Here is a 15,937-nt window from a genome sequence, read left to right as displayed (position 1 = left end):
ATACCTTTAATTACCATGTGAGAAATAAACAGCCCGTGAAAAATCCAACATTAGCTAAACCCATCAAAGACAGTGGCTATCGCCGTGGGTTAAAAGACCGCCATGTTCAGCTGATTGCTTTAGGCGGGATCGTTGGATCCTGTTATTTTTTAGGAACAGGAGAAGTCATTAATCTCGTTGGTCCGGCTGTATTTATTGCCTACATGTTGGGTGGATTAATTATCTACTTGACTATGCTATGCATGGGTGAACTGGCGGTTGCTATCCCTATTTCGGGCTCTTTTGTTACCTATACATCAGACTTTATATCGCCCTCTGTTGCTTGCGGTGTCGGGTGGTCTTACTGGATAAGTTGGGTTGCGTATATCCCTGCGGAGTGCGTTGCTGGCGGTATCATTATGGAAATGTTTACTGGTATAAACGGCTACATTTGGGCCATTTGCTTTGGGCTTCTTATCACATACATCAACCTGGCTAAAGTTGATACCTTTGGTGAAATTGAATTCTGGCTGGCGTTGATTAAAATTGTTGCTTTAATGGCTTTTGTGGTTTTAGCTTTATTGATTTTCTTTGGTATCGTTCATGGGACTGAACCGCCTGGGATAATAGGATTTAAATACATGTTTGGTGATGGAGGGCTTCTTCCTAATGGAACCATGTCCTTATTGACCGCTATGGTTTTGCTTTTGGTAAACTATCAAGGTTCAGAGATTATTGGCCTGGCTGCTGGTGAATCTGAAAATCCGGCTCGCATGATTCCTCATGCTATAAGAAATGTGACATTAAGAATTCTATTCATCTATATTATACCGGTCTTTTGTCTGGTGCTCATCTTCCCATGGCAAAAAGCAGGATTATCAAATTCGGTATTTGCTGATGCACTTAACTATTACGGTTTGAATTGGGCTGGTGCGGTAACTAGTTTTGTTACATTATCGGCAACTTTGTCTTGCGCTAACTCAGGATTTTATGGAACGGTGCGTTCACTCAATGCTCTTGCCAGAGATGGTATGGCTCCGCATACTTTTGCTAAATTTAATCATAACGCCATTCCGCAAAATGCGGTAATAGCTACGTTAACTGGTGTTTGGGCTTTATTAGGAGTTGGGTATTTTTTTGGTCAGACCAAACTTTATATTGCATTACTTCTGGTATCTGGTTTTACTGGCACCCTAGCTTGGATTTCATTATGTCTTTCTCAAATCAGCTTTAGAAACAGACTGTATCAGGCCGGTTATTCAATCAAAGACCTGCGCTATGTAACTCCTTACTCGCCCTATACAGGCATCGTTGCGGTCATCCTTATGCTTTTTGCATTGTTCTTTCTTGTCCTGAACAAAGATCCTATGTATAAGCTGGCTTTTGGAATTGGAATAGTCAGTTTTCTGTTACCCATAGTGATTTATAAATTATTCGATTTATCCAGAGACAGGCGCAAAGCCTTGCATGTAAAAAGCAGAGTAAAATTTCAGGATTTATTTCCACCACAGTAATGATTTATTAACAACTGGTTTTAATGTAGTGCAGCAGAAAGGAACACATTCTGCTGCAAACGTTTTATTCTTAAAATCACTGTTAATTGCACTTTATAATGATGAATCAGACAACATGATTTTGTTAATGTAGCCACAACCAGAATTATAAAGAGTTCTACAACACATGATTCTTTAAAATCCGCAATCATGTTTTATTAAATCCAAAGACCATAACAAGACGTTTTTGTTATTGCAAATCAAGATAAATACAGTCTGTTTATCTTTAAATAACCGCTCATTCGCAGATAATAAGGGTCGCTCTGACCTGATCCGGCTCTTTTCCAGGATATGGAATAACCTAAACTATTCACCTGAACTTCAATCAGCACCAGATAAAAAAATAAACTTTAGATAATGCTGAATCTTATCTGTTCAAATTCAAGGGAAAATCTACTCGTTAAATACAATTTAAAACCTAAATGCCAGTTTCCCAGGGCAAACGCATCTAAATTATGAACATAAATCTCTACCCTTTTGCCTACGGCCTGCGCTTTATGCGCAGGATCCATGCGATCTTAGTGCAGACAAAGATCTGGATTCTGCGCATAAAGCGCAGAACGTAGGCATCTTGGTCTTAGATAATACGTTTAGATGCGTTTACCCTGGCCAGTTTCCCTTCGTTCTCTGTCCGAAAAAATAAATCCGAGTAGTTAATTTAAAAATACTTTAGATCAACAATTGACTCAAGTGATTTATTTATGTACAATAGGGTTAAAAATGACTAGGAGATAGAATGAGCATTAAAAAAAGTTCTAAAACTGTAGATAATGTAAACGCTTTTTTTAAGCCTGTACATCAGTTAATTGGTCATATTGCTACATATCCTTATACAGGTTGGTCTGTTACCGATTTTGTTCCCAGAAACAGGATACTCGAAGGCAATAGAGAATTCGGCTTGCAGATAATACCAGATGAATATATTGTACAAGCTACAGACATTGGGCTCAAAATGTGGTTTAGCCCGGTATTACTACCTGCAACATTCATGACATTGGCTATTGCCGTGACTGCAGAAGTAATAGCAGTAACTGCGCATTTACTCTCTCTGACAATAGCGAATCTGGTTGATTTGGTATCCAATGATTCTGATGCTGAATTAGAAAAGAGCTTAACACCAGTTAAATAAAGACGGTCTGTGGGGCAAAATGCCCCTAACCTTATTTATCAATCTGTTTTTTAAATAACTATGTCGTGTGGGTTTATGCACTTTGACGTCAGTTAACATTTTATTATGGACGTGAGCATCAATACTATCTGGACGTAAAAATTTACTCCCTGAAGGGGTTGCTCTGCGATTTATTAAACTACTCATCAGATAAAATGTAAAAATAATTAATCAAAACAGTAGAAAATATACATGAGGAAATAACCATGAGCATTAAAAAAACTGACAGTGCCTCAGATGAGATAAACGCTTATTTTATGTCGCATCATCGCACATACCTAAGACTTGCGACATTTCCTCTTACTGGTTGGAATATAACCGACATAGAAGATAGGGAAACAATAATAGATAGGGTCAGGCAATTTGGATTTTTCGAAGAAACATCGGAAGATCTTATAATACAAGTTATTGATATTATTGCCAAAATTCTTTGTGCTGGAGTAATTATTCCCACCCTGTGTATGTCATTACCTTTGTTTCTATGTCTTGAAGTATTTGTGGCACCGATGCATCTAATCATGTTTACATTAGTAGCAATACTTGAATTTATTATACCAATTGATTCTGATTCTGAACCAGAAACATCTCTGTCACCAGCTTTTTAATGGGAAGAACCGGGGCTAGAAACCTAACACACTAATCTGAAAAACTTTATTCAGATTAGTGCTTTGTGTAATGAGAAAACTAATAAAGACCCTCTTATTGTTTAAAAGAAATTATCATAAACAGGCGGCTATCGCCAAAAATGAAACTCATTCAAAACGAGACTTTAAATTTATGCTTAATTGGCCAGTAAACTTCATTTAAAAACGAATAATAAGGCTTTCTATCTTCTTTGAAAATTATGAAAAAAATACAATGCAACATTGCCGTTTTAAACAACATTTCTTAACATATATGCAACAATAAAGAAACAAATCTAACATTATGTTGCAATAATACCTCACTTTTGATATTATTTGACCACTTAAAATTTGTAACTGAAGTATAGGTGTCTTATGCATAATCTCCCTGAAGAATTGTATCATAGCCAAGTTGTTGGAAAAATGAGCTTTATTGTTCGAGTTTTACAACTCATAGATCCAAAAGGCTCGCTGCAAACGATTAGGAAGGATTATGCACGAGAAATTCAGTGTATTACTGACGCTGAAAAGGCCTTGCAGCAATTAACAGAAAATGACTGTAAAAATGAAAATTGCCAAGCTGAACTCAATAAATTTACAATTTTAGAACAACAAAGCAAAGCGGGGAAATGCCCTAGCCTGGATACGCTATCCCAAAATGCATGGATTATTCAGGAGCTTAGTCGATTAATTACCTTAATTCAACCGTTCTCACTCGATGAGGAAATGATTGAAGAAGCTTATTTAAAAATGAAAAATCAACCGGATTTATGGTCAAGTTTATATCACCATCAGTTGAATGATTTAGAACAATTAACCAACTCATTAGACGATATACCCCTGCCAAATCAGGTATTTTTTAATGCAATACTTTGTAAACTCAAATACCATCTAAGCACAAATGGCCTGGCAGATAACGACACCATTTCTACCGAACTGTTCAAACTCGCTAAAAACATGCAAGAAAGTGTGTATAAAAAAACGAATAAAGTGATTCCCTTATTTATTGCCTATCTGGAATCACAACAGTATTTATTACCTTTTGCAGGGGCTTTGAGCAAGGAAGATGAAACTAAAGTTATTGTGGAGCTCATTGCAGCATTCGCAAAAAAAATAAAAAATGCAACTCTTAACTCTCAGCTCAACAATTTAAGAGCAACTATCTGTTTGAATAAATCATTGCTTGACTCTATAAGCTCCATATTAACAAAAGATCATGCCCTTCATGATTTAAGATCCATGCGTCTTGATACACATTTTCTTAAAGCTGAAGAAATAGATGAATTATTTAAAAAGGCAATACGGGTTAGCCGGAAAAACGACGTAGAACTCACAAAAAATCTCTGTAAACTGGCATTACTAAGCAAAGCGTTTCCAAAAGCTAAAGAACTAATTAATAAAGACATAGAAAACATCTATCCCGAAATGACTGCTCAATTATTTACAAGTCCCAATTTTATTATGGGAATTATTCAGCAAGTTATCGAGGGACAAACGCCGATTCAAAATGGTATTGAACAAGAAACAACAAACCAATTAATAACCCAGTGTTATTGGTATTTAAACGAGCCTACTCACATACCTGAATCCATGGAGCTGAAAGATCTGTATGCCTTTATTAATGCCCGAATTCAAAATATCAACGAGCAAACTGAGCTACGCAAAAATCAACTGCAACAATTGGGCTATGGGTTCCCTTCTTTCGAGAATGTAGAGAACATTGTAAATTCATTAGATCCTCAAACAGATGAAAATATTAAAAACATTATTACAGATTTTTACACTGCCATTAAGGAAGCAAAAGAGCTGCAATTTTATCAACGAAAAAATTCAGCAAGCCCTAAGCAGCAATTTTATCAACCCAAAAACTCAGCAAGCCCTAAGCAGCTTGAAGAAATCACCGCCAAAGAATTTCATGCGTTTTTTGAGGCGTGCTGTGCAGCAGGCAAAAATGCAGCCCAACGTCTCGAAAACAATCGTACAGGACTGGAGCTGATCATGGATGTATTAAAATCTATTGCAAATTGGACTATTCGATTATTAAGCGGGGGAACAACTCCTCAGTTTTTCAAAAAACCTAAAACCGCTGTCGATGATCTTGTTCAGGCAGTTAATGAATTAAGAAAAACTCTGGAAAAGACCCTTCAACATATTGATTTCAGCGAAGAATCGCAACACAACATAACAGCTTAAGGTATATCACTTTTGGTTCAAACCCTATTCGTTTCAACGGATATTAATGAATAGGGTTTGCAAAATTATCACTATAATTTTTCTCAGTTTATTGCAAAACTCCCGCATTTTTAATGTCGTTCCCTCAATGTCTCAATCACCACATAAAAGACTGGAACCACTAATAAACTCAGAACGGTTGCAACCAACATGCCCCCCAGAACCGTGGTGCCTATTGAATGGCGGCTGGCAGCCCCTGCCCCAGTTGCCATTGTCAACGGCATTACACCAAAAATAAAGGCAAAAGCGGTCATTAAAATAGGTCTTAAACGTAATGCAGCAGCCTCTTTAGCGGAATTTATTATCGATGCACCATTTCGCCGTTTTTCTTTAGCAAATTCTACTATCAAAATCGCATTTTTTGCCGCCAGACCAATCAACAAAATTAAACCAATTTGAGCGTACACATCCAAATCGAGATGTCGGAGCATGAGTGCCAAACCAGCACCCAAAAGTGCCAGCGGAACTACCAATAAAATCATCAGCGGCATAGACCAGCTTTCGTATAAAGCAGCAAGAAACAAAAAAACAAAAATTAAACATAAGATAAAAATCAATACAGCCATATTGCCTGCTTTGAGCTGTTGATAGGTAATCCCAGTCCATTCCATAGCATATCCCTTAGGTAATTTTTCTGCCGCCAGGTGTTCTAAAGCGGCAATAGCTTCACCAGAGCTATAACCCGGGGCTGCGGCACCATTCAAATCAGCAGCATTGTACAGGTTATAATGAGGTATATTGTAAGCGCCATGAATGTATTCAACGTGCAGCAAACTGCTTAAAGGAACCATAGTACCATGATTACTTTTCACATAAAGCGCACTGATGTCTGTAACCTCTGCCCTTGCATCACCCTCAGCTTGTATCATCACTCTGTAGGTTTGCCCATATTTGGTAAAATTGTTCACGTAAAACGAACCTAAATAAATTTGCAAGGTTGCCAGTAATTCATCAATAGACACATTTAACGCCTTGGCTTTTGTTCTGTCTATATTCAAAAATAATTGCGGTACCTCGACAGACAAATCAGAAAATAGTCCCCGAATTGCCGGCTCATTATTCGCATCTTTCACAAATTGATTAACCACTGCGGCTAATTGATTAACACCTTGATTGTTGACATCCTCTATTTCCAGTTCAAACCCACCCACAGATCCTAATCCTGGAATAGTGGGGGCATTAAAGACACCTATTCTGGCATCGTTTATATCATTAAACTGCGCCTGTACCGTATTCATAATCCCCGTAACGCTCAGCCTTGGCGTTTTACGTTCTGACCATGGCTTTAATACGACAAAAAGCACCGCTGAATCAGGCTGATTAATTGCATCAATAATATTAAACCCATTAATACTGATTACGTTAGCAACACCATCTGTCTCCCCTAAAATCTTAAGGACTTTTTTGACTGTTTCTTCTGTTCTGTGAAGGGAAGAAGCATCAGGCCCTTTAACAGCAGTAATAAAATACCCCTGATCCTCTTCAGGTAAAAATCCGCTAGGCAAAGATTTAAAAATCAAAATGGTCACTGCACCTAAAAGGACAAAAATAATTATCACGGTTTTTTTGTGATTAAGACACCAGGTTATAGTCTTTGCATAATGATTGAGTATGACCTGATAAGCATGCTCAAACCAACGCAACAGGAAAAACCGAGGCTGCTCTTTCTGTTTCAATAACAAACCACAAAGAGCGGGACTTAAGGTTAATGAATTAATTCCAGATAATGCCACAGAAAAGGCAATAGCCAGTGCAAACTGATTATAAAGACTCCCGGTTACTCCTGGAATGAAAGCAACGGGTACAAACACAGCCAGCAGAATTAATGTTGTTGCAACTATAGGTCCTTGCACCTCTTTTGTTGCAAGCAAAGTGGCTTCTTTAATATCCGTGACGTTTTCTTCCAATTTTTTTTCAACATTCTCGACAACAACTATGGCATCATCAACCACTAATCCAATGGCTAGAACCAGTCCCAAAAGACTCAAGGTGTTAATGGAAAAACCGAATATTTTGAATAAAATAAACGTGCCAATCAAAGAAACTGGAATGGCAATACATGGAATCAGCGTGGTTCGCCAATTGTGCAAGAATAAAAAAACCACTATAAAAACCAGACCTATTGCTTCAAAAAGAGTAAGCACTACCTCAGTTAAAGACTCCTTGACGAATTGGGTGGTATCATAAACTATGGTGTAATCCATTCCTTTAGGGAATTGCCTTTTCATTTTATCCATTAGTGTTCTGATACCATCAGCCAACTGTAACGCATTGGCTCCCGGTAATTGATATACACCAAGACTGGCGTTGGGCTTCCCATTGAGTTGTGATGTATTGATGTAGGTTTGTGCGCCCATTTCAACACGCCCCAAATCCCTTAATCGAACTATCTGCCCATTATCTTTGGTTTTAACGATGATGTCTTCAAATTGGTGAACGTCGCTCAATTGTCCCAAGGTCGTAATTTGATACTGAAAAGGAATGGACTTGGGAACCGGGGGTTGACCAACGACTCCCACCGGCGCTTGATGGTTTTGCTCTTTAACTGCATTGATAACCTCAAGAGGAGAAATTCCCATACTGGCCAGCTTATCAGGATTTAACCAGATACGGATTGAATATTGCAGTAGGCCAAAATTATTTACATTACCAACCCCAGGAATACGTTCTATTGCTGGGGTAAGATGAATGTCTGCATAATTACTGAGAAACACATCATCCAAAGTCCCGTCAGGTGATATTAAATTAACCACCAAAACCATATCTGTAGACACTTTTTGAATGGTAATACCGGCCTGGATCACTTCAGGAGGAAGTAAAGAATTCGCAGTATTAACATTATTCAAAACATCAACAGCACCAATATCTATATCATACCCCACATCAAAAGTAATACTGATTACCGAATCGCCATTGTTGGTGCTGTTAGAAGACATATAAATCATCCCCTCCACACCGTTAATGTTTCGTTCAAGAGGAGTCGTCACCGTATCAGCCACTACCTGCGAACTTGCGCCTATATACTGAGCACTGACTTGAACTTCAGGAGGAACTATAGAGGGGTATTGAGCGACAGGCAGTGTAAAGATGCAAATACTGCCAACCAATACCATTAAAATGGCGATTACCATCGCAAAGACAGGCCTGTAAATAAAAAATCTAACCATTATTTGAGCCGTGTTGTTTTTGCAGTTCGGGCTTGACCGCATCACCCGGATTAATCTTTTGTAGCCCGTTCAAGATAAGTAAATCACCATCTTTAACGCCTGAGATCACAATATAGGATTGCTGATACATTCCGCTGGTGTGAATTACATGTGCCTCAACCTGATTTTTTTTATTCACCAGATAAACTGTTCTTTGCCCTTGCGATTCGATCACTGCGGTGGCCGGAACAAGGATGCACGACTCTTCTTTGGTAAGTTCAACATGAAGAGTCACATAAACTCCAGGCAAGAGGAGTTGCTCTGGATTCTCAACAAGTGCTCTCATCAAAATCGTAGAAGTTGATGTATCTGCCTGGTTATTGACTAAATCAACCTTACCTTTAAAGACGAGCTGATTACTATAAGGCAGGACAGCCTCAACATGAAAAGGCATATTTTTTCTGTAGTTAAGAAAAATAGCATAATCTTCAACACTGGGACTAAACATAACATAGATAGGATTTAGCTGAACAATATTAGCCAGTAGCGTATTGTCTGCGCCACCTACCAAATTTCCCAAATCCACGTATTTTTTACCAATTATTCCATCAAAGGGGGCCAACATGGAACAATAACCCAAATTAATCTCGGCAGTTGCCACTTGTGCTTTTTGTACCAGGGTTTCAGCCTGAGCTTCGGTATAGCGTGCATTGGCTTCATCAAAACGGGTTTGTGATACATCTCCTTTTTTAACCAGCTCTTTAAATCTCTGGTACTGTACCTTTTGATATTCCATATTAGCAATGCTTTTGGCCAACTGCCCTTTTGCCAAATCCAGTTGAGCCTGAAATGGTTTAGGATCTATGGCGTAAATTAACTGGTCCTTTTTAACCGGTTTGCCTTCGGTAAAATTTTTTCTAACCAAAAAACCCTCAACTCGTGCACGAATACCCACCTCAGCTACGGATTGGGTAATTCCTATATACGTCTTTGTTAAAGGAATTTTGGTAAAACCAAGTTGGGCTACCGGAACAAGGCGAGGAGTATTGGTGAGGGGTTTATTGTCATTACATGCCGCTAAAAAAAGTCCCATTAAAACTACTGTACACAGCAATATTGATTTAGAGGACATAATCGTGTCGTCATCCCTGCTTAAATAGAATTCCCTGTCTCACTGTGAAGCATGGTCAAAGCGTGGAGACAATTTAAAGAGTAGCACCATAATACATTGTTGCGTGACTTCCTTTTTTTTTGCAAGTCCGTCATCTAAAAATGTTCATCACTCCACGCTTGCGCATGTCCATTATTAGCCGTTGCATTCCAAAATTTTATAAATTCTGGATTAGACCGCAGCCAATGAATCCAGTTGAAACTCTGGAACAAGGCTTTTTAACAAAATAAGCAACTCATCATCCTGATGATCATGACAGGCCGTGTTTAACATCCTCATAGTTTGAGTCAGTTCGTACCAGTCTATTTCTCGAAACCGGGCTTTAAACAATTTTTCATGTTCGGTGGGCGCTAATTGTTCTGTTTCATGGAATAACTCTTCATACATTTTTTCACCAGGTCGCAATCCGGTGTACTCAATCATGATGTCCTTGCCTGGCTCTTTTCCCGCCAGACGAATCATTTGTTCTGCCAGATAACTTATTTTAACCGGATCACCCATATCGAGAACGAATATTTCACCACCATGGCCGTTAACCATGGCTTGTAAAATCAGTTGGCAAGCTTCTGGTATGGTCATAAAATAGCGTTGCATATCGGGATGAGTGACGGTTAATGGTCCCCCTGCTTGCAATTGCTTTTGAAACAACGGAACAACAGAGCCAGCAGAACCCAAAACATTACCAAAACGAACCGTAATAAATTGCGTTTCAACCCGTGTATTCAAATTCTGACAATAAATCTCGGCCACACGTTTGGTCGTACCCATAATATTCGTTGGATTAACTGCTTTATCTGTAGAAATCAAAATAAACTTATCTACCCCAACAGTCACGCTGGCTTTGGCAACAACCTGAGTACCCAGCACGTTATTATTCACGGCTACTCTGATTTGATTCTGTAGCATGGGAACGTGTTTGTAAGCTGCGGCATGAAAAACAATTTCGGGTTGAACTCGTTGAAACAAATGATTTATCGCTACTTCGTCAGTAACGCTGATTAATCCCAAATCTACAGGAATATCGGGAAAATTCCTTTTGAGTTCCTGCTCAATCTGATACAGATTAAATTCAGAATTTTCAACTACGGCAAGGCTCTGTGGATTTAAGGCCATCACCTGACGGCATAATTCAGAACCAATGGATCCACCCCCACCAGTAATTAGCACACGTTTTCCAGTGATCGTAGTCGCTATCTTGTCCCATTCGAGCGTTACCTGATCTCTTCCTAATAAATCTTCAATATTTACGGGTCTTAAAGCGTTGACCTCTACCCGTCCTGCGGCCAAAGCAGAAATACTGGGCAAAGTCCGGAAAGGCACATTACTGATTTCACATAAGGTTACAATTCGTCGCATGGTCGCTGAGCGCGCTGAAGGAATGGCAATGAAGATCAGATCGACCACGTTTTGTCTGACCAAGTCAGCGATTTGACGAGTAGTTCCCAATACTCTGACGCCATGAACTTCAAGCCCTCGCTTACTTATGTTGTCATCAACAAAACCTATAGGCTGGTAGTAACTGCTTCGCTTTAAGTCGCGAACTAACCCTTCTCCTGCCTGACCTGCACCAACAATTAAAACTCGTCTTACATCAGATATTTTACTGCTACGCCCTCTTCTGTCCCATTGCAATCTGACCAACAAACGACCACCGCACAGTATAGATGCCAAAATAATGCAATACAGAGGAAAAACAGAACGAGACAAATGGTGTAAGATTGAAGTCGCATAAAATACGGGGATGACCAGAATCATGGCAGCAACCGTAGCTTTTAAAATACGAACCACGTCATTTAAAGAAGAAAAACGCCACAATCCCCTGTAAATTTTAAAATAATAAAAACAACTGACCTGAACCACAAACAATAAAGCCAAGGCCACAAAAGAATGTGTTGACGTTAACATGCTTGGATAAGGCTGCATATTATACCGTAACCAGTATGCGGCGTACCATGCCACTGGGATTGCTGTTATATCAAAAAGAATAACTGGAAATTTTGACAGTAATTTTTTTGTTAAAATCTTAATTCTATGCTTCATATAATATACAGTTATAAATCCATTATAGTTAAAAAGGATGTTACACCATGTTACTCATCATCGCATTAAAAATTCGTAAACAATTCATATCGATACTTTGAATCAGGATTTATTGCGGTGAACGATTGGCGCATTGTATAGCCACTGTGACTGGAAAGCGCTGTTTTAAGACACTCATCACCGGGCTCGTAAAAAACTTGACCATTTTTTATCAAAGAAGTCAAAATAATTATTTCCGGCTGTTCGATCATCAGGTGCTGACACCATTTTTTATACCTTTGTTTTACAGAATAGTGCGTCATGGCTAAATTATTGAGACAAAAAGAATCAATAAAATGCAAGTCACTTAAATAAGGAATTAAACCGGAATCTCCCAAAACAACTCTATCATTAGTTCTGGAATGGGTATTCAACCACTGAACAACAGAGTACCGCAACTGTTCACCTCGCACCGGATTCTCAGTAAAATAGCGATATTGCCCCACAGACATCATGGGTATAAACAAAACCAGTATAAAGGCAAAAAGAACATAAAAAAGTCCTGACTTAATAGCGCTTTTCTCGTTCAATAGCGGTAAAACAAGTTGCTCAAGGCCCCGCAAAGCAAGGGGGATTAATAATACAAACGCCGGCAAGAAAAGGCGATTATCAAAGGCAACTACAGGATTAGCATCTCTAAGCAAAATGAGATAAACCAGACTGGGTAGCCACAAAAAAAAGTACCTTTTATCCCAGGCTTTGCAAAATGCAGGAATAGACAAGACAACAAAAGGCGCAATTAATTTTAAATAATCCCAATCCAGGTTATATAAAAATACCTCGTTAAAACCTTTGCAATAGACAGAATTGGGGAACAAATATCCATAATAACTCCAACGCCAGAAAAAATAAGGCAAATAAATTAAAATGACAGGAGCACTAAAACACACCATGCCTCTTTGGTACTGTTCCCGCATATTTTGCGGCCTATCCCACCACATAAGAAGAAAAAATAAAAGAACTAACGCAGGAGCCTCAGGCCGTGTCATTCCTGCCCATGCAAGTAAGACTCCTGCAATAAACAAGCTAAAAAGCCTGATTGTTCCTCGCACGTCACAACATGGAGCATATCCCATTCCTCTGAAGATAAAATACACAGCACCACAAATCAGTGCCTGATAAAAGGCTGTTTCTAAACCGCTAACAGCCCAGATGATTTGTCCTTTATACAATAAGGCTACAATGCAAGGAATAAGAGATACCCTTGGAGTGAACCAAAATCGGCTTAATAAATACAGAAAAATACAAAGACAAATCAAACCAGCAAAACCTGCCAATTTTAGAGTAAGCACCGGATCTGCATTGACTAATAAAGAACACGCAGCTAATACAACAAAAAAGAAATTGGAATATCCCTCAACCGGAGGCGAACCAACGTTCCATAGCAAACCATCTCCTGACACCCAATTTTTGGCATAGCGTAAGGAAATGTACATATCATCTACAGTAAAAGGCCAAATCGCCTGAATTTGTAACACCAGCAAATAAAAAAACAACAAAACAAAAAAGCCGTCATACCAACGCAAACCAGATTTCATGAAGTCAAAGCCATGAAAGTCAAAATGACGAAACAATAAAGATTCAACCGAGATAATCTGTCACCGAGAAATACATTAACAGGATCATCATTTTCAACATTACAGTGAGATAACCAGGCAAATCGCCATAATGCAATTGCAGCAAACGGCAAAGTTAATATAAAGAAAAATGACTCATCACGTGCATATACGGTGTAAAACAAGTAAGTACCAAAACTGGCTACTCCCGTTACAATAATAAGCTGTTGAAGAAGCGCAGGTTTGTATTTTCTAAGAACAATACGAGTGGAGTTTTTTAATCCTAAATGCATCTCCAATTGACGCTTGTTTAAAGCGATAAATAAACTTAACAAGGTTGCGGCAACAATCAGCCAACCCGAAATAGGAAGTCCTATCCCCACTGTTCCAGCAAGTACTCTGAGCATAAAACCCAAAGCAATGCAGCCTACATCAAGAATGGGTATTAACCTTAACATGTGGTTATATGCCAGATTAACCAATAAATACCCGGTTAGAATAATCGCCAGTTGTTTCGAGATAAAAGCGGCCAGAATCAATCCAGCAACCAAAAGCAAAAACAACATAATGACAGCATCGGAAACAGAAACCAGATCACTGGCCAGAGGTCTATGGCATTTATAGGGATGTAAACTGTCCTCATTCCGGTCTTGAATGTCATTGTAAATGTATACAGCACTGGATATCAAACAAAAAGACAATGAAGCCAATAAAGCGGGGACCAAATACCCGGGCACAGGCGTATAAAAATACCCCAGCATAACAAAGACCGATTTACTCCAATGAGATACCCTAAGCAGTAAAAAAAAATTAATTAACCTATTCATGAATCGTACCTTTTTGGAGACTGTCTGTAATTTAGTCTTTATTAAATGGACTTCTTTAAACCCAACCCTTTTTTTACCCTAAAAATGCGTCACACTTCAATCTTGCTCAATCAGCAAAAGGCTTGCCTAGAATAACTACCTCCACCCTTTTCTTCAACCATATCATTGGAAATTAAAATAAAAAAACAAGATTTTTTACGCCTGAACTCAAACTTATTGGGCAAAAATTTTATAAAAAATAACCAAATATGATTGCAATTAATCAATGAATTAGTAATATAAAAAATACTAAAGGAAATTCATCATAGGAAATGAGGTCTATTATGCGTTATATTCTACCACCGGGTGTATTTACAAGTATCAGTTTTTTGCGTGATGATTATCAAAAAGAACGTAAAGTCGACCTGGACAAAACTCCTTCCATGTTTGGTAAACCCATTATACTTGGCGGTACAGACGTAGTAGCACGTGACGTGCAAACAAAATTTATTAAAAAAATGCTCGTTGTTTTCTCAGCAAACCTGCTTCGTGACGAACAAGTTCAGACCATGCAACAGAATGCCACCTTATGGGCCGGTCCTTTGGAAGCTCATTTTATCGCCTCTAAAATCATGATTGCTGCGTGTATTTATGTGCAATCACAAATATCCAAACCAAAAAAAAACTCGGTTTTATATAATTTAATCAATAGGGATTTAGGTATAAATGAGCAAAATTATCTTGAAGAAGATGATAAATTAGCCTGTTATATGACTGCAAATCGCTTCATTAACTCATCTCTCATGGCGCTTACTCATGCCAATCAGAAACTTCGAGAAGCCGATATGGAACCTTTTTCAGAAGATGAGTGGAATGCCTTTTGTAAATACCTCGCCGGAATATGCGAAAATGCCAAAGAGGAAAATCCCTATAAAAATTACCCCATCACATCCATCACTCAACCCATGTTTGGGGCTGCCTTTGCCTACACAGGAGCAACCCTAGGTTGTATGAGTGGCCAAATATTGACTGACTCGGTTCAAGGTATTCCTGTAAAATTCCAACTTACTGCGCTAATTGGCAGCTCGTTATTGATGATAGGATCGGCAGGTCCTATGGGTGTGGCCTTATTCTCTCAAATTATTGCATGCAAATTAATCACAACTTTTTGCAGTATTAGTCTTGCACACATTCTTGGTACAGTAATGGGAATCATGGGACAAGGAGTTGGTGTTGGAGTGGGCTTACCTTTAGATGCTGCTTATAATTTACTTTGTAAAGCCTGTGCAATTATTAGCAGTTATTATTCGGAAAAACCTAATACTACAACAGGTATTCGCATTAAAGACGGGGCCCACATGATAAGTGGTGTTGAAATAAAATTCAGTCCTGACTCAGAAACCACCCCTGAACTGCACCCTGACGTTCAAGCAATTGAATTTAAAGAAGGAAATCTTTACATTAACCAAAAGCCATTTTTAATCGACGATATCAAGAGTCAGTTTCCTGCGGAAATTATCCAACAATTGCAACTGCAATTAAGCGGTCAAACTGACCAAAGCGCTCATGAAGAATCAAAACCAGCCAGTTCTTCACCCTTTCAACTTGAACTTACAAGTTAAGT

General features: G+C 38.6%; 10 protein-coding genes. 5 read left to right on the top strand and 5 right to left on the bottom strand.

The genetic code is table 11. From position 1 onward, the window contains the following. The first annotated feature begins 17 nt into the window (after window positions 1-17). The 4 genes from Lwor_RS08965 (at window position 18) to Lwor_RS08950 (ending at window position 5,516) form a co-directional block, all read left to right on the top strand. The gene (locus Lwor_RS08965; RefSeq protein WP_058493552.1) at window positions 18-1,493 is read left to right on the top strand and encodes an amino acid permease; all 1,476 of its coding nucleotides are present in this window, start codon (window positions 18-20) and stop codon (window positions 1,491-1,493) included. A 775-nt stretch (window positions 1,494-2,268) separates the two neighbouring features. Next, window positions 2,269-2,661, top strand: a complete 393-nt coding sequence (locus Lwor_RS08960) for a hypothetical protein (protein ID WP_058493551.1) — start codon at window positions 2,269-2,271, stop codon at window positions 2,659-2,661. Window positions 2,662-2,906: 245 nt separating this feature from the next. Continuing rightward, the gene (locus Lwor_RS08955; protein ID WP_058493550.1) at window positions 2,907-3,305 is read left to right on the top strand and encodes a hypothetical protein; all 399 of its coding nucleotides are present in this window, start codon (window positions 2,907-2,909) and stop codon (window positions 3,303-3,305) included. 393 nt (window positions 3,306-3,698) lie between these two features. Further along, window positions 3,699-5,516 (top strand): hypothetical protein, encoded by a 1,818-nt coding sequence (locus Lwor_RS08950; RefSeq protein ID WP_058493549.1) that lies wholly within the window; start codon window positions 3,699-3,701, stop codon window positions 5,514-5,516. Between the two features lie 110 nt (window positions 5,517-5,626). On the opposite strand, the gene Lwor_RS08945 is transcribed toward Lwor_RS08950, so the two are convergent. The 5 genes from Lwor_RS08945 to Lwor_RS08925 form a co-directional block, all read right to left on the bottom strand. Next, window positions 5,627-8,722, bottom strand: coding sequence for an efflux RND transporter permease subunit (locus Lwor_RS08945; protein WP_058493548.1), 3,096 nt, complete (start codon window positions 8,720-8,722; stop codon window positions 5,627-5,629). Then, window positions 8,715-9,833 carry an efflux RND transporter periplasmic adaptor subunit gene (locus Lwor_RS08940; protein ID WP_058493547.1) on the bottom strand — a complete coding sequence of 373 codons (1,119 nt, stop codon included), beginning with the start codon at window positions 9,831-9,833 and terminating at the stop codon, window positions 8,715-8,717. Before Lwor_RS08940 ends, Lwor_RS08945 begins: the two co-directional genes overlap by 8 nt. Window positions 9,834-10,043: 210 nt before the next feature. Beyond that, window positions 10,044-11,912: a polysaccharide biosynthesis protein gene (locus Lwor_RS08935; RefSeq protein ID WP_058493546.1), complete on the bottom strand. Its 1,869-nt coding sequence runs from the start codon at window positions 11,910-11,912 to the stop codon at window positions 10,044-10,046. 65 nt (window positions 11,913-11,977) lie between these two features. Next, a complete protein-coding gene (locus Lwor_RS08930) occupies window positions 11,978-13,489 on the bottom strand; it encodes a hypothetical protein (protein WP_058493545.1) in 1,512 nt (503 codons plus the stop codon). Continuing rightward, window positions 13,486-14,334: a decaprenyl-phosphate phosphoribosyltransferase gene (locus Lwor_RS08925; RefSeq protein WP_058493544.1), complete on the bottom strand. Its 849-nt coding sequence runs from the start codon at window positions 14,332-14,334 to the stop codon at window positions 13,486-13,488. The genes Lwor_RS08930 and Lwor_RS08925 overlap by 4 nt, the downstream gene beginning before the upstream one ends. Window positions 14,335-14,657: 323 nt before the next feature. Here Lwor_RS08925 and Lwor_RS08920 point away from each other — a divergent pair, with 323 nt between their 5' ends. Next, on the top strand, window positions 14,658-15,935 hold the full coding sequence (locus Lwor_RS08920; RefSeq protein ID WP_058493543.1) for a hypothetical protein: 1,278 nt from the start codon (window positions 14,658-14,660) through the stop codon (window positions 15,933-15,935). Window positions 15,936-15,937: the final 2 nt, after the last annotated feature.

Origin of the sequence: Legionella worsleiensis (genome assembly GCF_001467535.1) — a bacterium.
Taxonomy (GTDB): Bacteria; Pseudomonadota; Gammaproteobacteria; order Legionellales; family Legionellaceae; genus Legionella; species Legionella worsleiensis.
Note: the sequence above shows the minus strand (reverse complement) of the source record. Positions and strands in the feature narration are given on the sequence as shown.

What these genes read in the sequence shown, in the direction of transcription:
- Lwor_RS08960 (WP_058493551.1), top strand. Translation starts at nt 2,269, where the DNA reads ATGAGCATTAAAAAAAGTTCTAAAACTGTAGATAATGTAAACGCTTTT.
- Lwor_RS08955 (WP_058493550.1), top strand. Translation starts at nt 2,907, where the DNA reads ATGAGCATTAAAAAAACTGACAGTGCCTCAGATGAGATAAACGCTTAT.
- Lwor_RS08950 (WP_058493549.1), top strand. Translation starts at nt 3,699, where the DNA reads ATGCATAATCTCCCTGAAGAATTGTATCATAGCCAAGTTGTTGGAAAA.
- Lwor_RS08945 (WP_058493548.1), bottom strand. Translation starts at nt 8,722, where the DNA reads ATGGTTAGATTTTTTATTTACAGGCCTGTCTTTGCGATGGTAATCGCC.
- Lwor_RS08940 (WP_058493547.1), bottom strand. Translation starts at nt 9,833, where the DNA reads ATGTCCTCTAAATCAATATTGCTGTGTACAGTAGTTTTAATGGGACTT.
- Lwor_RS08935 (WP_058493546.1), bottom strand. Translation starts at nt 11,912, where the DNA reads ATGAAGCATAGAATTAAGATTTTAACAAAAAAATTACTGTCAAAATTT.
- Lwor_RS08930 (WP_058493545.1), bottom strand. Translation starts at nt 13,489, where the DNA reads ATGAAATCTGGTTTGCGTTGGTATGACGGCTTTTTTGTTTTGTTGTTT.
- Lwor_RS08925 (WP_058493544.1), bottom strand. Translation starts at nt 14,334, where the DNA reads ATGAATAGGTTAATTAATTTTTTTTTACTGCTTAGGGTATCTCATTGG.
- Lwor_RS08920 (WP_058493543.1), top strand. Translation starts at nt 14,658, where the DNA reads ATGCGTTATATTCTACCACCGGGTGTATTTACAAGTATCAGTTTTTTG.